The organism is Candidatus Vicinibacter affinis, from assembly GCA_016714365.1.
In the GTDB taxonomy this organism is placed as follows: Bacteria; Bacteroidota; Bacteroidia; order Chitinophagales; family Saprospiraceae; genus Vicinibacter; species Vicinibacter affinis.
Genome location: JADJNH010000005.1, coordinates 1358048 through 1381589 on the forward strand (window position 1 = coordinate 1358048; position 23542 = coordinate 1381589).

The 23542-nt window shown below is 37.7% G+C and carries 19 protein-coding genes; 10 read left to right on the forward strand and 9 right to left on the reverse strand.

Annotated features, from left to right (window positions below; all coding sequences use genetic code 11):
• Positions 1-7: 7 nt before the first annotated feature.
• Entirely contained in the window at positions 8-1189 is a 1182-nt protein-coding gene (locus IPJ53_05365) for an aspartate aminotransferase family protein (GenBank protein ID MBK7798518.1), read from the reverse strand.
• Between the two features lie 112 nt (positions 1190-1301).
• Here IPJ53_05365 and IPJ53_05370 point away from each other — a divergent pair, with 112 nt between their 5' ends.
• The 3 genes from IPJ53_05370 (at position 1302) to tmk (ending at position 4937) form a co-directional block, all read left to right on the forward strand.
• Positions 1302-2486 carry a DUF255 domain-containing protein gene (locus IPJ53_05370; protein ID MBK7798519.1) on the forward strand — a complete coding sequence of 395 codons (1185 nt, stop codon included), beginning with the start codon at positions 1302-1304 and terminating at the stop codon, positions 2484-2486.
• Positions 2487-2662: 176 nt separating this feature from the next.
• Positions 2663-4243, forward strand: a complete 1581-nt coding sequence (locus IPJ53_05375) for a peptide chain release factor 3 (protein MBK7798520.1) — start codon at positions 2663-2665, stop codon at positions 4241-4243.
• A 73-nt stretch (positions 4244-4316) separates the two neighbouring features.
• Positions 4317-4937: a dTMP kinase gene (gene tmk / locus IPJ53_05380; GenBank protein ID MBK7798521.1), complete on the forward strand. Its 621-nt coding sequence runs from the start codon at positions 4317-4319 to the stop codon at positions 4935-4937.
• A 206-nt stretch (positions 4938-5143) separates the two neighbouring features.
• On the opposite strand, the gene IPJ53_05385 is transcribed toward tmk, so the two are convergent.
• On the reverse strand, positions 5144-6517 hold the full coding sequence (locus IPJ53_05385) for an FAD-dependent oxidoreductase (protein MBK7798522.1): 1374 nt from the start codon (positions 6515-6517) through the stop codon (positions 5144-5146).
• A 179-nt stretch (positions 6518-6696) separates the two neighbouring features.
• Here IPJ53_05385 and IPJ53_05390 point away from each other — a divergent pair, with 179 nt between their 5' ends.
• From IPJ53_05390 to IPJ53_05405, 4 genes are all read left to right on the forward strand, one after another.
• Positions 6697-7209, forward strand: a complete 513-nt coding sequence (locus IPJ53_05390; protein ID MBK7798523.1) for a hypothetical protein — start codon at positions 6697-6699, stop codon at positions 7207-7209.
• Between the two features lie 39 nt (positions 7210-7248).
• The gene (locus IPJ53_05395) at positions 7249-8808 is read left to right on the forward strand and encodes a T9SS type A sorting domain-containing protein (GenBank protein MBK7798524.1); all 1560 of its coding nucleotides are present in this window, start codon (positions 7249-7251) and stop codon (positions 8806-8808) included.
• Positions 8809-8908: 100 nt separating this feature from the next.
• Positions 8909-9409, forward strand: coding sequence for a DUF1761 domain-containing protein (locus tag IPJ53_05400; GenBank protein ID MBK7798525.1), 501 nt, complete (start codon positions 8909-8911; stop codon positions 9407-9409).
• Between the two features lie 87 nt (positions 9410-9496).
• On the forward strand, positions 9497-10966 hold the full coding sequence (locus IPJ53_05405; GenBank protein MBK7798526.1) for a T9SS type A sorting domain-containing protein: 1470 nt from the start codon (positions 9497-9499) through the stop codon (positions 10964-10966).
• Here IPJ53_05405 and IPJ53_05410 read toward each other — a convergent pair.
• Positions 10963-12192, reverse strand: coding sequence for an MFS transporter (locus IPJ53_05410; GenBank protein MBK7798527.1), 1230 nt, complete (start codon positions 12190-12192; stop codon positions 10963-10965). The two genes, IPJ53_05405 and IPJ53_05410, sit on opposite strands and share 4 nt — an antisense overlap.
• 93 nt (positions 12193-12285) lie before the next feature.
• Between IPJ53_05410 and IPJ53_05415 the strand changes: the two genes are divergently transcribed.
• Positions 12286-12933, forward strand: a complete 648-nt coding sequence (locus tag IPJ53_05415; protein MBK7798528.1) for a hypothetical protein — start codon at positions 12286-12288, stop codon at positions 12931-12933.
• 19 nt (positions 12934-12952) lie between these two features.
• A complete protein-coding gene (locus IPJ53_05420) occupies positions 12953-13840 on the forward strand; it encodes a hypothetical protein (protein ID MBK7798529.1) in 888 nt (295 codons plus the stop codon).
• A 107-nt stretch (positions 13841-13947) separates the two neighbouring features.
• Here the strand turns inward: IPJ53_05420 and IPJ53_05425 are convergent, their stop codons facing one another.
• Both IPJ53_05425 and IPJ53_05430 read right to left on the reverse strand, forming a co-directional pair.
• Positions 13948-14448: a DUF1572 family protein gene (locus IPJ53_05425; GenBank protein ID MBK7798530.1), complete on the reverse strand. Its 501-nt coding sequence runs from the start codon at positions 14446-14448 to the stop codon at positions 13948-13950.
• A 22-nt stretch (positions 14449-14470) separates the two neighbouring features.
• Positions 14471-14710 (reverse strand): hypothetical protein, encoded by a 240-nt coding sequence (locus IPJ53_05430; GenBank protein ID MBK7798531.1) that lies wholly within the window; start codon positions 14708-14710, stop codon positions 14471-14473.
• Between the two features lie 59 nt (positions 14711-14769).
• Between IPJ53_05430 and IPJ53_05435 the strand changes: the two genes are divergently transcribed.
• Positions 14770-18198, forward strand: coding sequence for a T9SS type A sorting domain-containing protein (locus IPJ53_05435; protein MBK7798532.1), 3429 nt, complete (start codon positions 14770-14772; stop codon positions 18196-18198).
• Positions 18199-18337: 139 nt separating this feature from the next.
• On the opposite strand, the gene IPJ53_05440 is transcribed toward IPJ53_05435, so the two are convergent.
• The 4 genes from IPJ53_05440 to IPJ53_05455 all read right to left on the reverse strand — a co-directional run bounded on the left by IPJ53_05440 (position 18338) and on the right by IPJ53_05455 (position 23440).
• A complete protein-coding gene (locus tag IPJ53_05440; GenBank protein ID MBK7798533.1) occupies positions 18338-19009 on the reverse strand; it encodes a hypothetical protein in 672 nt (223 codons plus the stop codon).
• Between the two features lie 399 nt (positions 19010-19408).
• Positions 19409-21274 (reverse strand): hypothetical protein, encoded by a 1866-nt coding sequence (locus IPJ53_05445; GenBank protein ID MBK7798534.1) that lies wholly within the window; start codon positions 21272-21274, stop codon positions 19409-19411.
• Positions 21275-21342: 68 nt separating this feature from the next.
• Positions 21343-22644 (reverse strand): hypothetical protein, encoded by a 1302-nt coding sequence (locus IPJ53_05450; GenBank protein ID MBK7798535.1) that lies wholly within the window; start codon positions 22642-22644, stop codon positions 21343-21345.
• 49 nt (positions 22645-22693) lie between these two features.
• Positions 22694-23440, reverse strand: coding sequence for a glycosyltransferase family 25 protein (locus IPJ53_05455; protein ID MBK7798536.1), 747 nt, complete (start codon positions 23438-23440; stop codon positions 22694-22696).
• Positions 23441-23542 lie beyond the last annotated feature (102 nt).

Consider the following 23542-nt stretch of genomic DNA (forward strand, 5'->3'; position numbering starts at 1 on the left):
TTGTAAACTATATACATTCCAGTATTTCATGCAACTCTTTGCAGGCCTTGTGAAGAATTTCATCAGGAGTATTTAATGGGGGGGCAATGCGCACTGCAGTAGGACAAAAAAGAAAACTTTCTACCAGAATTTTTCTTTCATATGCCAGCCTGATGAATTGCATTACTTTCTTTTGATCTCCTAATTCTAAAGCCATCAGTAGACCTGCATGTCTCAAAGATTTTATTTTGGAATGAATTAAATTTTCCCGAATCAAAACTGATTTTCTTAAAACTTCCTGCTCTAAGTTTTCTTTTAATGTAATTCTGAGTGCTTCTAATCCTGCTGCACAAGAAAGAGGGTGACCGCCAAAGGTGGTTAGATGACCTAATGCCGGTTTTTGTGAAAACTCCTGCAACAATTCTTGTGAAGAAATCACAGCAGAAAGAGGAAGTCCTCCACCTAAGGCTTTTCCACAAATAAGAATGTCCGGAATGATCCCAAAATTTTGGAAAGAAAATAGTTTTCCTGTACGGCACATGCCAGTCTGAATTTCATCAAAAGCCAGTATTGCATTTACTTCTGAACATCTTTTTCTTAAAGCGGTTAAATAATTCAGATCAGGGACCAATACGCCTGCCTCAGCCTGGACTACTTCTGTAATCACCATCGAGGTGTTTTCGTCGATGAGTACTAAATCTTCCAGGTGGTTTGGCCGTATAAATTTTATATTGGGAATAAGTGGTCTGAAAGGTCTGCTATGGCCTTCATCACTTCTTAAAGATTCAGCACCTAGCGTACTTCCATGGTAAGCGTTTGTGCTTGCGACGAGGTCGCTTCTGGAGTTGTGTTTTCTACATAATTTAATAGCGGCATCAACTGCTTCAGAACCGGAATTCAAAAAGTATATACAATTCAATTCATTTGGAAGTAACTGAATCAACAGCTTGGCATATTCCACCTGAGGGGTTTGAATATGTTCACCGTAAACATTGCTGTGCAGATACTTTTTTGACTGGAGGTGGATGGCTTGCACAATATCAGTATGACAGTGGCCCAGATTACTTACACTAAATCCACTCACCATATCAAGGTAAGCTTCTCCATTCTTAGAAAAGAGATAAGGACCCAATGCATGATCTATTTCAAATGCCTGCGGAACATCACTGGTTTGTGCAATTAACTCAAAAAACTGTCGACGTAAATACATTCACTTTTGTTGAAACCAAATTCCGCTTTTTGGGTTTTATTCATAACGGAAATGATAAATATTTCAATATTTGCGTAAAATTATCCGTTTTAAATCATTAAACAGCAGATAAATGTATAAATCCCTGGTAATCATCTTAAGTTTCTATTTCTCATTGCTGCAATTACCCCTATTTGGACAAGAAAGCAAAGGGGGCATGGAGTTCTTTCACGGAAGTTTTAGCGAAGCCCTTGAAAAGGCCAATGCTGAGGGCAAAATTATTTTCATGGATGCATTTACTACCTGGTGTGGACCCTGCAGGAGAATGGCCTCCAGCACTTTTCCGGACAGTGAAGTGGGCGGTTTCTACAATGCTAATTTTATAAATCTTAAAGTAGATATGGAGAAAGGCGAAGGGCCGGATTTGTCTATTCGATATTCAGTCAACTCTTATCCAACCTTACTATACATTGATGGGACCGGTAAGGTCGTGCATAAAGGGGTAGGGATGAGAGGACCTGAACAATTTATTGAGCTGGGCAGAGAGGCATTAAAAAAGAATGACCGCTCCGGGGAGTTTGCAAAAAAATATGAAGCAGGCGATCGTGATCCTAAGACTGTTTTGGAATACATCAAGTCTCTTAACATGGTAGGTAAATCGAGTTTGAAAATTACCAATGAGTATTTAGCCACTCAAAAAAATCTGAAATCAAAAGAAAATCTGGAAATCATTTTGGAAGGAACTACTGAAGCTGATTCAAGAATTTTTGATTTATTGATTCAGAATAAAGATGAAATTATAAAACTGAAAAAGAAGGAAGTATTTGAGGCAAAAGTTTACCAGGCTTGCTTTAAGACCTATTCCAAAGCACTTGAGTTTCGCAATGAAGCATTGTTAAAAGAAGCTCAGTCCAAGATTAAATTCAATCCGAATAAAGCTCAGGATTTCGTATTTCAAACCAATATGGAATATTATGGAAAGACCGGTGATGCCAAACAATATTTGATTTCTGCAAAATCTTACGTAAAAAAGGTAGTAAAGAATGACGCAGTCAAACTTACTGCAACTGCCCAAAATTCAATCAATTATTTCAGAACTGATAAGAATGTGGTTGATTTTGCAGAAGGTCTTGCTAAAAAAGCCATGGAAAATGGTGGATTGTCTAACCAGTATTTTCTTTACGGTAGTATCCTGAAAATGCAAGGAAAGCACCAGGAAGCCATCAAGGTTCTCAGAAAAGGTCTTGAATTGGCCAAAGAAAGGATGGAAGCTCCTTTTCAGTTTGAACAAATGCTCCGAGAGCTGGAATCAAAATAAGATTTGAATACTTTATAAGCAGACTTACCCATAACATTAAGGTGTCTTCCCATTGGGCTTAAATTATTCAAATTTGGGATTGATTTGACTTCCAACTGATACTGGTTCATAAAATCAATTAATTCTTTCGTATTTGGAATTTCATTTCCGGATTAAAGTCTAATTTTGCGCCCCTTATGAGTGTCTTGGAAGAAATTAACAAACGCAGAACTTTTGGTATTGTATCCCATCCGGATGCAGGAAAAACAACTTTGACAGAAAAGTTACTTTTGTTTGGGGGCGCTATTCAAATCGCAGGGGCTGTTAAGTCCAATAAAATAAAGAAACATGCCACCTCTGACTTCATGGAAATCGAGCGGCAGCGGGGTATTTCTGTAGCGACTTCAGTGATGGCTTTCCCTTACCGGGACCTACAGATTAACATTTTGGATACACCCGGCCACAAAGATTTTGCAGAAGATACTTTCAGGACTTTAACCGCGGTCGACAGTGTAATCGTCGTAATTGATGTGGCAAAGGGAGTAGAAGAGCAAACGGAGAAATTGGTTCAGGTTTGCCGCATGAGAAAAACACCCATTATCGTATTTATAAATAAACTCGATCGCGAGGGTAAAGACGCTTTTGATTTGCTGGATGAAGTGGAAACCAAATTAAATTTAAGGGTTACGCCACTGTCCTGGCCTATCGGAATGGGCCAGCGATTTCAAGGGGTTTACAGCCTTTATGAAAAAAAAATTATCCATTTCAGGCCACATGGAAAACAAGAGGGTGACGATGCAGTGGTAATAGAAGACATACATGACCCGAAGCTGGGAGAGATCATAGGTGAAAGACCGCATCAGCAACTGACGGAAGATCTCGATACGGTACTGGGCGTATATCCTGAATTCAACCGACAGGATTATCTGGATGGAAAGGTTTGTCCGGTATTTTATGGGAGTGCTGTTAATAATTTTGGTGTTAGAGAGCTGTTGGATTGTTTCGTAGAGATTGCACCAACTCCATTACCGCGCGAAACGGAAGAAAGAATTGTGCATCCTGAAGAAGAAGCCATGAGTGGTTTTGTGTTTAAAATCCATGCAAACATGGATCCCAAACATCGGGACCGGATTGCTTTTTTTAGAATTTGCTCCGGGGTTTTTAAAAGAAATACCAATTTTTATCATGTTCGTCTTGGGAGATCACTCAAATTTTCTAATCCTACGTCGTTCATGGCTGCCCGTAAAGAGGTCGTTGATGAAGCCTATCCGGGTGATGTGGTTGGGCTTTATGACAGCGGTAATTTTAAAATAGGAGACTCGCTGACGGAAGGGGAGAAGCTTCATTTTAAAGGCATCCCAAGATTTTCACCAGAAATTTTCAGATTTGTAAACAATGCGGATCCATCCAAATTCAAACAGTTCGCAAAAGGATTGGAGCAACTCATGGATGAAGGGGTTGCACAGATGTTTACCAAAGAAGATTCACAACGAAAAATTATTGGGGTGGTGGGTGCTCTGCAGTTTGATGTGATACAGTACCGATTGGAAAATGAATACAACGCTGCTTGTTCGTACGATCCTATAAACCTGCACAAAGCTTGTTGGGTGCAATGTGATGATCCAAAGAAAATGGAGGATTTTATTCAACGTAGGAAAAAAGACATTGCAAAAGATAAAGAAGGGAAAGTTGTTTTTTTAGCAGAATCCGCCTGGACGCTCAAACTTGTTCAGGATAATTTTCCTGACATCAAATTCCACATGACCAGTGAATTTTAAAATTTATTCCTTGTAGATATAATTTGAATTAATTTGCACGATGATAAATTTAAATGGAATCTGATCAAATAAAATGGCAAATCCAGTTTTCATTGCATTTGAAGGAATAGACGGTAGTGGTAAAAGCACACAGGCAAAATTGTTGCGCGAAGCACTGGACAAATCTGGACAGAAGGTTTTGCTCACTGCGGAACCAACCAATCAAACAATAGGCTCCTTGATCCGTGCAGCGTTCAGTGGAAGAATGGAAGCTGATCATCGCACAATAGCCGGTTTATTTGTCGCAGACCGCCTGGATCATATCCTGCATTCAGAATATGGAATGCTTCCCATGCAGCAAAATGGTTACCACATTATTTGTGATCGCTATTATTTTTCGTCTTATGCTTATCAGGGCGTTCATATGTCTATGGATTGGGTAATTAAAGCAAACTCCCTGAGTGCCGATTTGCTTCGTCCCGATCTCCACATTTTTATTGATGTTTCACCCGAGGCGGCTATGGAAAGAATCCACTCCTCCCGTCCGGATAAAGAGATGTATGAAACCTTGGACAATCTAAAAAAAGTAAGAGATCAATATTTTAAAGCTTTTGACTTGCTAAAGGATCAGGAAAATGTTGCCATCATCAATGGAGATCAGAAAATAGAATCCCTGCACAAGGAGGTGATGAAAATGGTTTCAAAATATTTATAAATTCGGAGGTTGCGTCAGTGGATTTTTAAAAAAAAATTACTGCTCAAAAATTTTAAGAAGAGAATGGAATCTCTTTAGATCTAAATTAACGAATCCAATGGATTAATTATTGACCATATCTTCATCTGCCCTTTGATTCATTTGGATAAAAGTTGAGGTAAAATTTATGTTGAAAATTAGCAGTATTTTTGATTTCATCTAACTCATCAATTTCCCAATATTTTTTCAGCGGCATCTTTTCCACTTTGCAAAGCACCTTCCATAAATCCCTGCCATTCTGCTAAATGTTCTCCTGCAAATAAAGTGTTTTGAAAAGGTTCACTTAGTACAGGCATTACATCAAACCATTGCTTCACACCATACAAAGCATAAGCACCATAAGACGCAGGCTCATTTCCCCAATAAAACTTTATGTCTTCTTTTAGATATTTACTTACATCACCGAATGCCGGTCTTAGCGCATCCAGGATTATTGACTTGCGTTGTTCCTGACTCACTGCATTCAACGATTCAGCTTTGTCACCGGTGGCATAACAAATTAATGTACCGCCCGGTCCACTCTGGTTCTTGGTAGCGTGATAAAAATAATGGGCAGGCGTATCAGTAACCATGTCAAAATCTTCCTGCTTCCAAAATTTTTCAGAGAAGACCATTGGAAATTTTCCGATTCGAGCATATTGTAGTTCATTTAGTGCATCGAGCATATTTTCAGGTAATTGTGGGGACCATAGGATTTTTCGTAATGAAAAAGTGGGTACTGCGCAAATTAATTTATCTGCTTCGAATATTGTTCCATTCTCACAGCGAACTTGCACACCATTTTTATTTTGTGTGATGTTGGTTACTTTATGATTAATATGAATATTTTCTTTCCCTATGGTATTGCTTAATGCCTCGGTAAGTTTAGAATTTCCACCTTTAATTTTTAAATCCATTTCATTTTTTTCGCTGCTCTCTGCAAACTCTGCAAATGCAGCATAAGCAGAAACATGTCTGATGCTTTCTCCAAAATCTGTACTGTCCATTAATTCCCTGAGCAGTAAATCGCGATCTTCAAAATTTTTATCCGAAAGGAATCTCCACCAATCTTTGCGGTCCAATTTCTTTTTTTGTTTGTCGGGCATGGATTCCCATTCAGTTTTCTTGCTTTTCCAGAATTTTTCAAATGCAGGACTTAAATTCCACTTTCCATTTTTAAAGTATTGACCATTTTGTGTCAGATGTGTTTCAAATTGATTGTTCTCAAGAGTCAAACCAAATTTTTTACAAAGTGATATGATCAAGGAATGGGATTGCCCAACCCATTCTGCACCCAATTCAATGACCTGGTCTGGAGAAGAGGAGGGGTGATGTGAAAAAACTCGCCCACCTATTCTGTTTTTGGCTTCTAGAATGGTAACTTTTAAACCTCGCTCCTTGAGGACATGGGCAGCCATCAATCCGGCAAACCCGGCACCAATGATACATACTGATTTTGCTTTTTTACCGGAGTTAAAATTTGGAATGGGGAGATGGCTTCCAATTTCCCGCCAGGCTGCTGTTCCAACAGCGGATTGAATGATGAAGGTCCTTCTTTTCATTTTGTTTGTTGAATTCGCGGAAGTAAAGATAAAAAAGTATTTCACCCTAAATCCTATATCATCATTGAACAATTTGCATTTGACTAAGCTTTTCGTTAATTAAATTGACCCCTCAGATTATATTTCAGAAAATATCCGTAGGTTTTTAAACTTTGTTGTTAAAATTAAGTCTTACCAATATGAATTTATTCAAGTTCCTTGTATTTGCTTTATTATTTGGTTATGTCAGCCATCCAATCTTCGCTCAAGGGAAATACAAGGTGTATTTTTTTTTGCTGGAGGAATGCAAAATTACGCAGGCTTATGTCAAGGAAATTAATAGTTTGAAGAAAGAGTATGAATGCGACAGTATTGCATTTAAAGCTTTCTTTCCAAGCCCCTCCTCAGAAATTAATTTAGTAGAGAAATTCATGGAGGAATATCAAATAGATTTGAATTACGAAATGGACGAATTACAGGTGGCCGCATCCAAATTTGACATCACCGTAATGCCAGAAGTGGTATTGTATGATGAGTCAAAAATGAAAGTCCTATACCAGGGACGCATCGACAATCTATTTGCCAAAATTGGTAAGCGAAGATCCAGGGCCACCACGCATGAGTTGAATGATTGTCTTGAATCTATTCGAAATGGAAAATTGATCAATCCTTTTAGAACCAATGCGATTGGTTGTTTTTTAACACGGTTGTAATTCGAAGACAATAACATATCTTTGATAATTAATTATTAGATGATGAAATACGGATACGGTTTTTTATTTTTAATTGTTTTCTTTTTTGAAGGTCAGGCACAGACCTATTCTGAACAGGTAGCCTCCATTATTTATACTCATTGCAGTAATTGTCATCGGCCCGGTGAAATTGGGCCTTTCCCATTGACCAATTACGAAGAGGTGAAGGACAGGGCTTTTACCATCAAGTACGTTACAGAATCAAGGTATATGCCACCCTGGAAGCCAGATCCAAAGTACCGAAATTTTCAACATGAGAATTTTCTCACTGATGCTGAAATCAGCATTCTGGGAAAATGGGTGGACGCTGGAATGCCACAAGGAGATCCTTCGAAAGAACCTCCATTTCCTAATTTTCCTTCCGGTTCTCAGATTGGAACTCCTGACCTGGTTGTTTCTTTTGCCAAAAAGTATGTGCATAAAGGAAATGGCCTGGACGAATACAGATATTTTGTCTTGCCAACCAATCTTACCGAGGACAAAGAATTGGTGGCATTAGAAATGAGACCCGGTAATAAAAAAATTGTTCATCATACTTTGTTCTGGGCAGACAATACGGGTTCTGCCAGGGCAGAAGATGCCAAGACTCCGGAATACGGATTTACAGGTGCAGCCTCGAATGTGTTAAAAGGAGAACAATTACCGGGATATGTTCCTGGTCAAAAACCAAATATTTATACCAACGGAATGTCACAGATGGTGCCAAAGGGATCTGATTTGGTTTTACAAATGCATTATGCTCCAACGGCAGTGGATGAATCGGATAGCTCTGTAGTCAATTTGTTTTTTGCCAAGCAACCCAGTAAGAGAACAGTTTACAATAAGATAATGCTTCCGCCTGATCTGATCAACGGACCATTTATCATTCCCGCCAATACAGTAAAACAGTTTCATGGAGTGTATAAAGTGCCTCTCAATGTAAGTCTGGTAGGGATTTGGCCACATTGCCATATGTTGGGTAAAGATTGGGAAGTTTATGCCAAACTCCCGAACGGGAGCCAAATTCCACTGATCAAAATCTCTGATTGGGATTTTAATTGGCAGGGTGGATATTATTTTCAAAAGCTCATAGTCATTCCGGCAGGAAGTGAAATTCATGCTTTTGCAACTTACGACAATACAGTTGATAATCCGGTTAATCCTAATTCGCCGCCCAAGTCAATTACCTGGGGGGAAGGGACTTCTGATGAAATGTATTATTTACCCATCAGTTTCGTACTGGCTCAGCCGGGAGATGAGAATGTAAGTCTGAGCAACGATGATCTTGCTGGGAAAGGAATCTTGAACAAGGATATAAGTAACCAATTATTACCTGTTTACCCCAATCCAACACAATCAGATTTAAACATCCCTTTTGTACTGAATGCAGACCAGCAGGTGCAATTTGATCTGGTAGATCTTATAGGAATGACTGTGTCTAAGCTGGCAGACAAGAGAAATTATTTTCAAGGTCAGCATTCCTTGAAAATTAAGACTCCACCAGTCGAGAACGGTGTTTATTTTGTTTTGTTGAGAACCAATACAGGTACTTTAAGTCAGAAGTTGGTCATCCAGAGATAAAATCAGCTGAACAATAGATCTTAAAAAAAATCATGTATTTGTTTTTTTTTAATAGTTTTGAAGGTTAAATTTTTTCAAACAAAACAAAATAAAACAAATTATGAATTGGATTGCTATTCTCGTTGCAGCTTTGGTGCCCATGGCTGTAGGTTTCGTATGGTATCACCAAAAAGTGATGGGGGATGCCTGGCAGAGGGAAACTGGGCTTACTGACGAAAGAATTAATGGCTCAAATATGCCAATGATCTATGGGCTTTCTTTGCTTTTTGCAGTTATGCTGGCATTCGCAACACCCATGTTGTGTATTCATCAGATGAGTGTGCAGAGTGCTTTAATGAATGTTTTGCAGGATCCTGCCCGCGCAGATGCGGCAAAGATGATAGTCGATAAGTTTGAAGCTGGAGGGGAATATGCCAATGAATTCAGAACTTTCAAACATGGAGCCTTGCATGGTGTCCTGGCCGGGATATTCTTAATCTTTCCAGTAATCGCAACAAATGGCTTTTTTGAAAGAAAATCATTTAAACTTACCATGATGAATACCGCTTATTGGACCATAGTATTGGCCCTGATGTGTGGCATTGTTTGTGGTTGGCAATAATTTTAATCATTCATAAATAATTACCGAAGGAATTTATCTGATAAGGGTAAATTCCTTCTTTTTTATTTTAACAAAAGTTTTCTATTGATGAAATATCCACTTTTTAAGAAGATTTTCTTGTTTCTTTTTTTATTCACGGAAATTCAACAGGTTGACGCACAAAAGTGGGTGGAACAAAAATATGCGATCTCCACGACATCGGATGTCCCTTATGCCGAAGTAGTAGATTTTGCAGGAAACAAAAGGGCACTCAAACTTGACTTAAGTTTGCCAACTGATGATCAGCCGCCTCTTTGTGGGAGGCCATTATTGTTGCTTATTCATGGTGGGGCTTTTCTTGCAGGATCAAAGAATGATGGTTTATTAAATAGCGGCATGAAGGATTTTGCAAAAAGAGGTTATGTGACCGCCTCAATTGATTACAGATTAGGCATGTTTAATACCGAAAAGCAGGTGCATTGTAATGTAACACAATTGTTCAATGCGCCTTGGGATTGTCTGAATGTCACAGACACGGTAGAATGGTATAGAGCATTTTTTAGAGCAGTGCAAGATGGAAATCGTGCCATAGATTTTTTACTTTCAAAATCTGAGTTGAACATTGACAAAAGGAATGTTTTTATATTGGGAGAAAGTGCCGGAGCGATTACAGCACTGGGTGTTGGTTTTTTAGACAAACAAGAGGAGATACTTTCCTTGTTTCAAAAGCAAAACGATGCCCTGGCACCAAACCTTCTATATCAGGATTTGTGTATACGACAAACAGGTTACGATACCGGCATCGCATTTATGAATCTCACCAGGCCAGACCTCGTAGCGGATTATAATCCGGCAAGCAGCAGGAACTATAAAATAAAAGGAGTTGCTTCGTTTTATGGTGCCATGTTTTATGATTTATTTCAACATAGGAACTCGGATCATGATCTTCCCAGTCTTTATCTTTTTCATCAACCTAATGATCTGGTAGTTTCAATCGGATACAAAAAAGTTTTACAAGATCTGGCCGCTTGTTTCTCATCACTTGGAGGTTGCCAGGACATAATTTCAAGACCATTGGTTGCAGGTTCCGACCTGTTAAATACACGATACAAAAACCTAATTGGCGGAGTTCAGACAAAGGCTGAGTTGATTTATGACAGGACTGCAAACAATGGTGATTGTTTGTTTCAGGTTTTGAATCCTACTTCAGGAGGTGGACATACTGTGGATAATTATTTATTGAGAACACAAACCGTCGCCACTTTATTTGCTAAACGAATGGATGAATCCTCTCCCTGTACGGTAGGAAATGAATCGATTGTGAAGGAGGATACAAAGCTTGAGATTTTTCCAAATCCCGGAAATGGAATGGTACAACTGCAAACCAATGGATTTATTCATAAGTGTGAGGTTTTTACAATTGAAGGAAAGAGAGTTTTGTTGCGCAATTCGGATGATCTGTCTATGAATAAAAAAATTGACATCAGTCATTTGTCGCCGGGCATTTATTTACTGAATGTTTTAGTGGATAATAAAATGTATATGAAAAAATTAATGGTTGCTTCCGGAAAACTTTAGTTGGATTCAACATTCAATCTATCTCGATCTTTGATGTAAAACATCAGGCTCATTGCAAGAAAAGTAACCCCTGCAAGGCAATACCACATTACTTCAAAACTATAACGATCAATCAATTGGGTTCCGATGATGGGTGCAATGATCAATGCAACTGCCCAGGCCATGGAATAGAGTCCCATATATCGTCCCATGGATTGGGGATTCGCCCGCCTCATGCAAAAACTGGCCATAAAAGGCATTGCCAAAATTTCACTCAAGGTGATGAGGATGATTGACACAACGAGCACCCACATTCCATGCCAAACATTCATCATAATATAAGCTAAGATCAATAATAAACATCCGATTTTGATGTAAGTAAAATTCCTCAACTTGTTTTCAAGCAGATAGATTACCGACATTTCAATTAAAGCGACACCAAGTCCATTCATGGCCATCAAGAGACCAATGGTTTTTGGGTTTAAGCCATATACATTTTTATAATACAAAGGCAGAGTGGTGAAGAATTGAAAAAACGAAGTAGCGTACAACAAACAAACCAATAGGAAGAGCAAATAAAAATAATCCTTCCAGGGAGATAACACCGCTTCTTTTTCAATTTCCTCGGGTGAATAATCAGATTTATTTTTTCGCTCTACTCTTCTTGCCTTGCCTATAAAAATAATGATGAATATGCCTGCTGCAATACACGTAAGGCCATCTACCCAAAAGATTGCTTTGAAATTGATCAAAGCCAATAAACCTCCAATAATGGGAGCCACTGAAAAACCCAGGTTCATGGCTAAGCGATTGAGCCCAATGCTCCTGGTATAATTTGATTCATCGGTAAAACTGCTCATGGCCGTAATATTCGCAGGTCTGAAAGCGTCACCGGTCGCAGTAAAAAGAAAGATGAGTACACAAACCAAATAAAAGTTGGAAGCAAAGCTTACCATAAAAAGTACAACACCAGAAGTAATGATCGTGCTGACCAGAACTTTGTAATAACCAATTTTATCCACCAGAAATCCACCCAGCAATGAACCTGCAAGGCTTCCCAAACCAAGCATGGCCATTACCATACCGGTTTGTTGGATGGTAAATTGCAATTCCTGACTGAGGTAAACACTTAAAAACAGCATGACGATACTGCCACATCTGTTGATAAACATGGCTGTTGCCAAAATCCACACATTCTTATGGATGCCGGAATAAGAATTAAGTATGAATTCCTTGATTTTGAACATATTTAAGTTGAGGGATCAGCATAATAAACCTTCTTTATTGCAATATGTTTTAAATATATAATGTTTACATTTGCCAATCATAAAAATATGTTCATGTTCCTTAGAAATTTAACGCTTTTATTTTTACTTTTCTTTGCTATTTCCTGTTCCAATGAAGTGGAGGTGGAAGGTCCTGAGGTCTGCTTTGAGCAGGAGGTTTTACCTATTCTTGTTTCAAATTGTACCCAAAGTGAATGCCATAATCCAATTGACAGGGAAAAGGATTTGGACTTAAGTAGTTTTAGTGATATTAAAAGTTTGGTCAAGACCGGAGATTACAATGCCAGTAAATTATTCTCTGTGATGGTCATTCCATTTGGATCTGCACGAATGCCTCCATCACCCTATGATGCTTTGTCGGAGGAACAATTGAGAACAGTTGCCTTGTGGATAGAGCAAGGAGCAAAAAATAACTCCTGTATGCCAACAGTATGTGATACGACAAATGTATTTTATTCAGGTACCATTGCACCCATGCTTAAATTTTATTGTACGGGATGTCACAGTGGTTCCAATCCTCAGGGAAATCTAGATTTGACGACTTATGCAAATGTGAAAGAGGTCGTGGATGATAATTCCTTGCTCGGTACTATTGAATGGAAGAACGGATTTAATAAAATGCCTAAAAACGGAAGCAAGTTAACAAATTGCAATATTCTGAAAATTAAAAAGTGGATTGCAGTTGGAGCACCGAATAATTAATTTAGCTACTATCAAGATCATGAAAAATATACTTCTGATATTTCTATTTACTTTATCTGCAAAAGTTCTTTTTGCACAGGATACGGACTTGCTTGGAGAGTTGGGTGAAGATGATACAAAAACTTATGTGACCAATGCTTTTAAATCTCCCAGAGTGATCAGCTCACACAGCATGGAGATGTTACCGGTCGGTGCTTTGGACTTTAGAATTCTTCACAGGTTCGGTCAGTTGAATCAAGGTTTCGATGAGTTTTTTGGTTTGGACAATGCTACCATGAGGATGAGTTTTGATTATGGTATCACAAAAAATTTTACGGCTGGAATCGGAAGGTCTACTTTTAAAAAAGAGTTGGATGGATTTCTTAAGTACCGTATTATTCAACAATCAAAAGGACATCGTTCTTTCCCCATTTCAATCTTATGGGCAAGTGGTATGATGTACAACGGCCTAAAAAATCCGTATCAGGAATCCACCACACAGGATAAGTTTTACAAGAGGGTTTCTTATTTTCATCAGTTGATTATTGGCAGGAAATTTAGCGAATCGTTTAGCTTGCAAATCAGTCCTATGCTGATCCACCGAAATTTAGTGGATAATTTACTTGAGGAGAACAATACACTGGCCATTAATCTGGGTGGTCGTTATAAAGTTACCAAACGCATCGCAGTGGTATGGGATTATACCTATGCATTCGGCCAATTTTTAACCACCTACCACACTCAACCTTTGTCAATCGGTGTTGATATTGAAACTGGCGGTCACGTATTCCAGCTGCATTTCTCGAATGCCACCGGTATGAACGAACGTGCCTACATCAGTGAAAAAAATGGTGATTGGTTTAAGGGTGATATCCAGTTTGGCTTTAACCTCTCAAGGGTTTTCCAGGTTGCAAAGCAGAAAATTTAATTTGCAACCCACTCATTAACCCATTAGCTAATTATCACATTAGCTCATTAACTAATTATCACATTAACCCATTAGCTAATTATCACATTAGCTCATTAACTAATTAGCTAATTCTCCAAATCCATTTCCTTGTAAAATCCAAGGTCTTTGTTTTTAATGATTTTGCACAGCAGAGCAATTTGTCCGGTATGGTAAGAGAAATGCTCGATCACATGGCTGATGACTTCATAGCCGGAAAGATCAAAGCATTGAATGTGAAAAATCTCATACAAATTTTCATCCTTTAACTGTGCAACAATCTCGGTGGCTTGTTGGGTAGTTTGTTCGAGAAGAGTTTGGAGATGTTCATGGGTGAATGGTCCGTTATTTGAAAATTCTTTACTCCGTTCTCTGACATCAATTTGCTTGCCCAATCCTGCAATAATGTATTGTCTCATATTTCCGCACAAATGCAAGATCAGGTTTGCGGTGCTGTTAGTTGACGGATTTGGTTTCCAGGTCAGTTGCTCAGCTTCTAATTCATTTAGGCACTGCAGGATTCTTTTTTTGGATTCTGAATTGATGCGTTGATTGAATTCAGCTTTAATCAATGCGAGTATTGGTGACAAAATATTAATTTTTTTAAGATTATCAATTGCACTTCCCTGATTTATAAATTTTAATTCCTGCGCATTCAGCACTGCATGCATTGGCGTAAGTTTTTTGATTGCAGCCACAGACCGGATTGTAATCCATGGTACAGATGCAATCCAACTTTGGGGATTCGGTACAATCTCCTTGAAGTGATCGGTTGGAAAAACAGCCTGTGCTGCAAATGAAAATTAAAAGTCCGTTTTTCCAGTTAATTTTTTCGATTGGTTTCAGTTTCATCTATTTGCAGGCAGTTGTTATAAATCAGCTAAATTTACACTTTAAAACAAATTTTACGTATGCGTTATTTTACATCATTGATATTTTTGGTCATATTTTTTCAAAATGTGCTTGCTCAGGACAGTATAATCGTTCAGACCCTGACCAGGGACAGTGCCGGACGCCGAGGGGTTTATGTGTTTCCGGAGGATGCGAATCAATCTTTTCGAAAAATTTTGATGGTGTATAACATGCGTTGTAAGGGCGCTCGTGTAGGGGTAAACAGCGTAGGTTGCGGCGAGTGGGATTACAGTTGCAATACTTTTATTACAGACAGCAGCAGGGTGGACAGTTCTTTAGCGACCAACCCAAGTTATGTGATTTCAGGATTTAGCGGTACGCCTTTTGAATTTAGAACTCAACCGGTTTATACGTATTATCAGTATGTCCAGAAGGAAGCTCGTTTCACTGCTGCTTCCAATGAAAAAAAATATCCAAGTGGTGCAGGGGGACAACAGAAAAGCTTCAACGCTGCCGGAGGAACTTTTAGAGGGCAGTATTTATTTACTGCTCAGGAACTCACAGGTTATGGCTTGAAGGCAGGTAATATTTCGGCAATTGAACTTGGAGTTCTTGCTCAGGGGGCCTCGCTTCCACATTTTAGAATACGCATGAAAGCCACCTTTGACAATGAGATTTCTTCAAATGACCCTCATACCGAAGGTTGGTCCGAAGTATATTACCGGGACAATGAGTTTAACACGACCGGGACTAAAAGATTTCAATTTTATACGCCATTCAACTGGAACGGGACTTCAAATATCTTGGTGGATGTAAGTTTTTCTAAATTCAACAAGGCTGCAGAACCTGAATTCAGTTTTAATGAATTGACGGGAGACAGGCAAACAGTCGTTGCGCAACAGGCAGAACAAAGCCTTGTTTTTGATGGAGTAAGTGGACAAACTCAGGGTGGAAAATTAAAACAGGTCAACAATGAAATTACCATCAGTTTCTGGTCTATTGGAACGGCCCATTATCAACCGGTCAACAACAGCATTCTTGAAGTCAATAATAAAGAAGACCAGAGAGAAATAAATATTCATCTGCCTTGGAGCAACGGAAGTATTTATTTTGATTGTGGAAATGAAAATGGATCCTACGACCGGATTGAAAAGGCTGCAGGGGTGAATGATTATGAGCGCCAGTGGGTACATTGGACTTTTACAAAAAATGCGGTCACCGGTATCATGAATATCTATCGCAATGGAAGACTATGGTTGAGTGGAAGTGGAAAGACAAAACCCATTGATTGCGATGTTATGAAGTTGGGCGAAGCAGTTGCATCCAACAATACCTATTTCGGCAGAATAAGAGAGTTCAGCGTTTGGAATAAGGAATTAGATTCATTGACCATACAGGCCTGGAAGAATAAAACAATCAATGACCAACATCCTTTCTACAACAGCCTGTTGCTGTATTATTCCATGCAGGGAAGTGGCGGAAATCAGATTACTGATCAGTCACCCAATCCACAAGCGGCCGATCTGGCAGTGTCTCTGGAAAGACATCAGGAAAGAGGAGATAAAATGGTAATGAATTTTATGAACTCCAGACTGAGGCCTAATATTAGCTTTATACAGGGTACTTATAGTGGATTTATAGTGGATGATATTACGGTTTTGGATTCCATCATCAATGGTCCAAGGAAGGTGCAAGCATATAAAATCCTCAACAACAATCTCATTCTGGATTCCACTTATTATTTGTACCAGGCAGGAGACCTGTTGGTATATCGCGAGGACGGCGAAGTTGCAGATGCAGTATATTTAGATCCGGATGGCGCATTGGCCATTACAAGCCTTAAATATTATAGAAAAAGACCAGCCAAATATGAGCTGCTCTCATTAGTAACGCCCTACGGAAACAACCTGGATCTCGGAAAAGATGGAAAAACATTTGTGTTTGACGTGACCGATTTTACTCCTATTCTTAAAGGACGTAAATTTTTAAGTATGGAATTGGGAGGAGAGTTTCAGGAAGAGATTGATCTCAAGTTTGTTTTTATCAAAGGAACACCGGAAAGAAAAGTTTTGGATGTTGCAAATGTGTGGCCATTTGATCGAGGTTACTTCAATGAAATATATGACAACACTAAATTCGAACCAAGAAAAGCCAGTCTGAGAACCGATGCAAAGTATTTCAACATTCGTTCTTCAGTAACAGGTCACGAACAAAACGGAGAATTTACATCTAAAAAACATTTTGTGAGTGTGAACGGCTCAGCGGCTAAAAAATTCCAGTTTGATGTTTGGAAAGAATGTGGCGCCAATCCAATTTATCCACAAGGCGGCACCTGGATCTTTGACAGGGCAGGCTGGTGTCCGGGAGCACCTACAGAATTGTTTAGATTTGATTTAACGCCTTTTGCCACGCCGGGTGCAGATATGACCATAGATTATGGGATCGAATTACCTGCGTTGTCACAGGCCAATTATCTGGTGTCTACGCAGCTGGTGTCTTATGGTCCTTATTCATTTAAAAACGATGCTTCTCTGGAGGAGATAAAAAGACCAAGCACCGGTAGAGTTGAATTTGATCGTTTGAATCCTTCCTGCAATTCCCCTTTAATTAAAGTTAGAAATTCCGGAGAGAACACATTAACAGCACTTACTATAAAATATGGTCGCAGAGGTGGTAGCCAACTGGTTTATCGTTGGACAGGTAGCATCAAAGCTTCAGAAGAAAAAGACATTGAGCTTCCCCTGGATGTAGATGGATTTTGGAATGCTGGCACAGATACGAGTTTAGTGTTTGAGGTTTTATTAAGTAGTCCAAATGATCAGAGTGATGAAAATTCGAAAAACGATTATCTATCTGTTCCATATAAAAATGTAGACAAATATGGCAGCAACTTGCATTTGGAATTTAAAACCAACAATGTGGCGATTGACAACAACTATCGCATTGTAAACAACAAGGGGCAAAATGTATTGACTAGAAATGGATTGGCTGCAAATGTTATTTACAGGGATGAATTGGCCTTGCCGGCAGGTTGTTACACTTTAATCGTAAATGATGTTGCAAATGATGGATTGTCCTTTTGGTTTTATCCTAACAATGGTTCTGGTTTTGCAAGATTGTCCAGAAAATTAACAAGTAATTATGCGCCACTAAAAAATTTCAATCCGGATTTTGGTGCGGGATTTCAATATGATTTTGTGGTGGACCCGTTGCTGTCCGTGAACAATGCATGGCAACCTCAACTACTGAGTATTACACCCAATCCTTCAATGGATGTTCTGCATGTTGATTTTCAGGATGAAAGCAGTGAGCAGGTTAACTTTCAGTTGTTGAATTTTAGCGGACAATTGCTCAGACAGGAAAAGAGGGCTGGAGGAAGCGGAATAATATCGGTCCGTTGGGCCTTACATGAATTGCCGTCCGGAATTTACTTCGTAAAAATTATTCAAAAGGACAAAATAGCAACACGTAAAATTATAAAGCAATAAAATGGAAAGTAAGCATGAATGCTTACTTCAAGGTTGGTGTTAATTTTGGGTTTATGTCTTGAATTTATCTGATGTTGGATTTTGGAGAGCTACCGGATTGTGAGATGGTTTGTCTCATAATTTAATTGGCGGATATAATTTATTGTGGGCCATAAAAGGTGATCACATTTTCTCCAATGATAAAGGAACCTCCGGAGGAAATTTTATCAAGGCCAATTTGCTCGCCAATGTAATTCAAAACCTTTTTTCGTTGGGACAAAGGCAGGCCAGTTCGTGCCGTCCATTGATCCGGTGTGGGGATATCTAAAATAACAAGTGCTTTTCCGCCGGCAAATTCCCACCACATGTCAAATCTTGCATCGCTGCTTTCATAATAAATCGTACCCCCTCTGCCCATATCCACATACAGCAGTTTTGGTTTGCCATCAGGAAGAATTCTCTCCATATTTTGTTTATTGTATTTGGAGTTACGGTCAATTACATTTTTTATTTCTTTAATAAATTCTTTCGGCACATTCAGCCAATGAGCGATCTCATGAATTTTTTCTCCTTCCAGCAAATGTTTTCTGACCAAATCGCGTAAAAGTTCCGTCCGGGCTGCCTCAATTAACTGAGTTCTTGCATTTTCAAAATACTCCTGGGCCATTTTATGGCCTTCTTGTTCCGCCTTGTTCTTTAATTCTTTAGCAGCCTGAAGCTCTTCTACTGCTTCATTTCTGATCTTTTCAGCATTTGCATTGATGCTGTCAAGATTCTTGATGGCTTTTTTATATGCTTTCTCAATTTCTTTTGAAAAGTCTTCCTGATTCATCTATTTGCGATTGTGTAAGATTTCTCTTGAATATAAAATGCGTGAACGAAAGAATTTAAATCATTCAAAGATCATACAATTTATTTCAATTTTCAAGTAAAGAAATCACTGCAATAAAATATTTATTTTCAAGCACAAATGCCATTGTTACTTGTTCGGAATCATTTGAGATCGTAATCTATCTAGATAATTTGAATCAAATGAATATACATTATATTCAATGACCACACATCTGAGTTTCAATATTGTTTAAATTATGGTGGACCGATAACAATATCAAACGCTGTTCATTTTAATTAAAAAATTACTACAGCAAATTCAATTTATTAAATATTGAGCTCCATTTCCAAATCGCAATGTCAAATTAATTAGATAATCAAAATATATTTTATTTATTTTTTAATCCCATAAAAAAATACTTTGACTTTTGTAAGGAGAGTAAATTTCTGCAGTAAGTGAAATAAATTCAACGGGCGTTTGTTCCTGATTCCAACAAAATGCTTTAAAAATGTCTTTATTGCGTTGTACTTTTTCAACCATATACCAGAAGTTTATTTGAAAAAAGCCATCCTTTTCCCATCGGGTATTACTTAATTTTGATACTTTCCATCTATAGATTTTTCCTTTGTTTTCCATATGAGCGGCAAGCAAAATTTTAGATAAAGAGGTATCACTTTTACAATGCATTTGGGCTTTAAGTCTGATCCATTTATAATCCGCATTGTTGAGGTATTGATTAGGAATTGAAATGGCCTCGCTGAATGAGTTTTGAGCATTCAAAATCTTAAATCGAGGCCTTGAAGAATCAGATAAATAATTCAAGTTCTCCGAAATATAAAGCAGTGGGCTTCCCAGATTGAAGGTCATTTCCTTGTAAACTTTTCCATGAAAATATTCCGGTAAAGTATCCTTGATCTCAGGATCATCTTCCGGCAGGAGTAATGATCTTTGTTCAACCGAAGGAGGTTTTGTTTGACCAAAAGTGCTTAAATAATAATCCCTGGTTACATTGTTTCCTTCCATAATGCCATGGCGTATTTGCCAAATCTGGAAAACATTTAAAACCAATGAGGCGGTAAGAATGAAGCCCATAATTATTTTAAGCCAAAGTCGCCATCCACCGGATGCAGACAATAGAAATGAAAACCCCAAGGACCATAGTACATAATTCGGAATCATGGCTCTATGACCAAAGCTATCGGAATACCACCAACAAGTCCAACTAATAATGACATATATATTTACGATACTAAAGATTCCAATACTCTTAAACCAGTCTTGGCAATTTTTAACCAAAAAATAAAATCCGATAATGAAAAATAAAGAAATAGGCGTATAAATAAACAATCCTTTCCTAAAGCTAAAAAGACTTTCCAGTATATATGGTTGTTTAAAATCAAGGCATTGTCCTGGATTGTCTTGATAAGAGTCATAAATCCAACTTCCGGTCACAAGTTTCCAATATAACAACTGCAGAGATAATAGTAGAATAGATGGAATTATAGCCAGCGAGTATTTCAAAACCAAATTTGTATGTAACTTCGGCAAATCTTGTCTTTGGATTTTACTTATCCCATAAATGAGTGGTATTAAAAAACAGAAGATGTCTGAATTTCTAACTAGAGTGATCAGACTACATAAAATTAAAATAAGAGATAAGTATCGAATCTTGAAGGAAATAAAATACGTCCTGGTTGCTAGTAAGAGCAAGCTATAATAAGTAAACAGGTAATTATGACTCATCAGGCCTTGAGCTGACATATGGCTATGAAAGAGGTAATTTGTTCCAAATACCAAAAATGTCATGCTTAGTAAAGCAATTTTGGCATTAACATAATAAAGAAGGAATTTGTGCAATGCCCAAATTCCAATTAATGTAATTAGAAGGCTCCATATTATAACAGACCATCGAAACCATGCATTAAAACCATCCTGCAAATCAGTATCTGTAATTTTACTAAGAATATAACCTGCGAAAAATCCGGGTGAATAGGAAATTGCCAACCCCATTGGATATCGGATTACGCAATTGTCATTGTCTTTAACTTTGTACACTTGATACAAAGCATCTTTACCGGTTACCTGCTTGTATATAAATTTTACTTTCCCAAAATCTCGCAATTGGATATCCTTTATCAAAAAAGTTGCCGGCAGGTAGAAATAATAACCAAAACTGTCAAATGCAATATCCGCCCTCTTGGTTGTGGAAGAAAAAGATATTATAAAAATTAATAGAATTAAATGGATACCATATTTCAATGTCACAGGATAATTTTACAGCATGTTTGAGCCAAGTTAATCGTAATTTTTAACATTTAGGGAAATACTCAAATTTATTTTGTAGGCCCAATAATTAAATGTACAAACCTCTCAAAATCCCAATCGCTTAATCCAAAAAAACATTCATCATAAGTATAGATCATTTTGAGATTCAGAACAGCAAGTAGTGTAAAAATTATTAACCAATAAAACTTAACCGTCCTCCCAGAAGAATACATATATTCTGCCAATGGAAAGCAAAATATGGCTAAGTACTCCACAAAATTCCTTGACCCAAATGAGCAACCAAAACTCCAATCCCACCATGCAGAAAAAACATAGGAAATAATTATAAAAAGAATAAAAGTGTAGGCCATCTTCCATCCATTGGATTTAATTATGCCAATTTGACATCCCATTAAAATCAAATAAATAGGAGTATAGAGAAAAAGACCATTGTTTGGTGAAAACCAGATATTGATAATTTTCGGATGAAACCAATTGAAACCCTCATTTTGATAGGAATAACTTAAAAGTTCACCAAAAGCATATTCCAAATAAATTAACTGAGGACTAATTGTCGCAAAAAAAGAGACTAAAATCAAAAAAAATCCCTTAGTGTTTAACAATCTTAAGCATCTCATACTAAGGGTTTCTCCAGGACCAAGCTCAAGAAACAAATAGACCGATAGAAAAATCACATTGGTTGGTCTTACTAAAACCATTAGCCCTGCCAAAATACCAAAAATAGTATAAGATAAGACATTGTTATGCCTCATAAAATCAGTAACAAAAATTAAATATAGAAAGGATGCAAATAAGGCAAAAGAGTAAATATGAGACATACCCGTTTCGTCGATACCATAATAATAGAGATTTGTACATCCCACCAATGTCAAAGTAACAATCAGTGCAATTGTATTATTGAATTTCCTGATTAATATAAGTCCAATTAAAAGTAATCCTAGTGTTAGATAGAATGCTCCCGCAACATCAATTGCCTTATGAAAAATAGGATTGAACCCATCTCCGGAATTTTCGTTTCTCACTGACAAAAGATATGCCCCCAAAAAAAATGGCAATTGTAATATGGCTACTCCGCAGCTGTATTTTGTAATAATCTTATCGGAAGCCTTATCTATATGAAAACCATCACCAGTTTTGATATCTAACGAATCTGGCCATCCTGAAGTGTCATAGCCATAAATAAACGTTGCCGGTAAATAAACATAATACCCGGCTTTGTCTGCCCATAGCTGACTTCTGTAGTTAAAATATCCGGTTTTGCTGTGCCTGTTAAAACCCAGAAATACAAATAAGCTTAATGCACATATGGTTATTACAAAAAGTCGTATTTCTTTCCAGTTGTTTAACATTGAATCAATTTATCTGATCATGAAATTTAAATATTGTGCTTTGTGGATGCTATCTCATGGAATAAATTATTTTTTTATACAACCTTTGGATTTTAAAGGAGATAATTCTAAAGTAATTGGCAGGTTTGTCATCAATCAGCGATTTCATCGTTCCGGATAAACTTCCCTGACAAGCGATGGTCGGATGGGCCCACCAAATTTTTATTACATTATTTTCGGAACAATGGTTGTGGAACCAATCAATGGGTAAAGCACATTTATTATTTTTTATTTCCCGGAGCAGGTTATTGGCAGCTTTTAGGTCAAGGAGATAGGCGCCTGCCATTCTTCCTTTTTCCTTAGGGTATAAAAGCTGATTGGGTTTACGTTCGCTGGCTTTAACGTATTTTAAATTTGAATCCTCAAGAGATATGAGAAAATTTGAAATATTTTTTGTTTTTAACTCATTCATTATTTTTAAAAGTACCTCATCAAATTTGACGTGATCGAGCTCAATGTCATCTTCAAGGATTAGTGCAAAATCTGTTTGATCTTTGATCATGTACTCATATGCCAGGATGTGTTTGTAGGCACATGAGGTGCCATTAGATACCTTTTTCATTTCTTCGGTAAAATATTTGTCCAACACTTCTTCTGTAAGTTGGTCTTTGTCACCATCCAGGATAAATTGGTACGAAAGATTTCTCCCTGAAATCTGTTGAAGCATGTGATGCTCCCTATCAATTGCGGTGCTTACATGAATGATGAATGTTTTGATAGGTGGTATTTTATTTTCTTGAAGAAGGGAAAACTTCATTTTATATGTTTATTCTAAAAAGGATATGATGTTAAGAATACATTTCTCCGGTTTACATTTATTAAGAATAATATACCCCATTTATTAATCTGACGCTACCCA

What these genes read in the sequence shown, in the direction of transcription:
- IPJ53_05415 (MBK7798528.1), top strand. Translation starts at nt 12,286, where the DNA reads ATGTTCCTTAGAAATTTAACGCTTTTATTTTTACTTTTCTTTGCTATT.
- IPJ53_05405 (MBK7798526.1), top strand. Translation starts at nt 9,497, where the DNA reads ATGAAATATCCACTTTTTAAGAAGATTTTCTTGTTTCTTTTTTTATTC.
- IPJ53_05435 (MBK7798532.1), top strand. Translation starts at nt 14,770, where the DNA reads ATGCGTTATTTTACATCATTGATATTTTTGGTCATATTTTTTCAAAAT.
- IPJ53_05365 (MBK7798518.1), bottom strand. Translation starts at nt 1,189, where the DNA reads ATGTATTTACGTCGACAGTTTTTTGAGTTAATTGCACAAACCAGTGAT.
- IPJ53_05375 (MBK7798520.1), top strand. Translation starts at nt 2,663, where the DNA reads ATGAGTGTCTTGGAAGAAATTAACAAACGCAGAACTTTTGGTATTGTA.
- IPJ53_05420 (MBK7798529.1), top strand. Translation starts at nt 12,953, where the DNA reads ATGAAAAATATACTTCTGATATTTCTATTTACTTTATCTGCAAAAGTT.
- IPJ53_05395 (MBK7798524.1), top strand. Translation starts at nt 7,249, where the DNA reads ATGATGAAATACGGATACGGTTTTTTATTTTTAATTGTTTTCTTTTTT.
- IPJ53_05450 (MBK7798535.1), bottom strand. Translation starts at nt 22,644, where the DNA reads ATGTTAAACAACTGGAAAGAAATACGACTTTTTGTAATAACCATATGT.
- IPJ53_05455 (MBK7798536.1), bottom strand. Translation starts at nt 23,440, where the DNA reads ATGAAGTTTTCCCTTCTTCAAGAAAATAAAATACCACCTATCAAAACA.
- IPJ53_05430 (MBK7798531.1), bottom strand. Translation starts at nt 14,710, where the DNA reads ATGAAACTGAAACCAATCGAAAAAATTAACTGGAAAAACGGACTTTTA.
- IPJ53_05410 (MBK7798527.1), bottom strand. Translation starts at nt 12,192, where the DNA reads ATGTTCAAAATCAAGGAATTCATACTTAATTCTTATTCCGGCATCCAT.
- IPJ53_05385 (MBK7798522.1), bottom strand. Translation starts at nt 6,517, where the DNA reads ATGAAAAGAAGGACCTTCATCATTCAATCCGCTGTTGGAACAGCAGCC.
- tmk (MBK7798521.1), top strand. Translation starts at nt 4,317, where the DNA reads ATGGCAAATCCAGTTTTCATTGCATTTGAAGGAATAGACGGTAGTGGT.
- IPJ53_05390 (MBK7798523.1), top strand. Translation starts at nt 6,697, where the DNA reads ATGAATTTATTCAAGTTCCTTGTATTTGCTTTATTATTTGGTTATGTC.
- IPJ53_05440 (MBK7798533.1), bottom strand. Translation starts at nt 19,009, where the DNA reads ATGAATCAGGAAGACTTTTCAAAAGAAATTGAGAAAGCATATAAAAAA.
- IPJ53_05400 (MBK7798525.1), top strand. Translation starts at nt 8,909, where the DNA reads ATGAATTGGATTGCTATTCTCGTTGCAGCTTTGGTGCCCATGGCTGTA.
- IPJ53_05370 (MBK7798519.1), top strand. Translation starts at nt 1,302, where the DNA reads ATGTATAAATCCCTGGTAATCATCTTAAGTTTCTATTTCTCATTGCTG.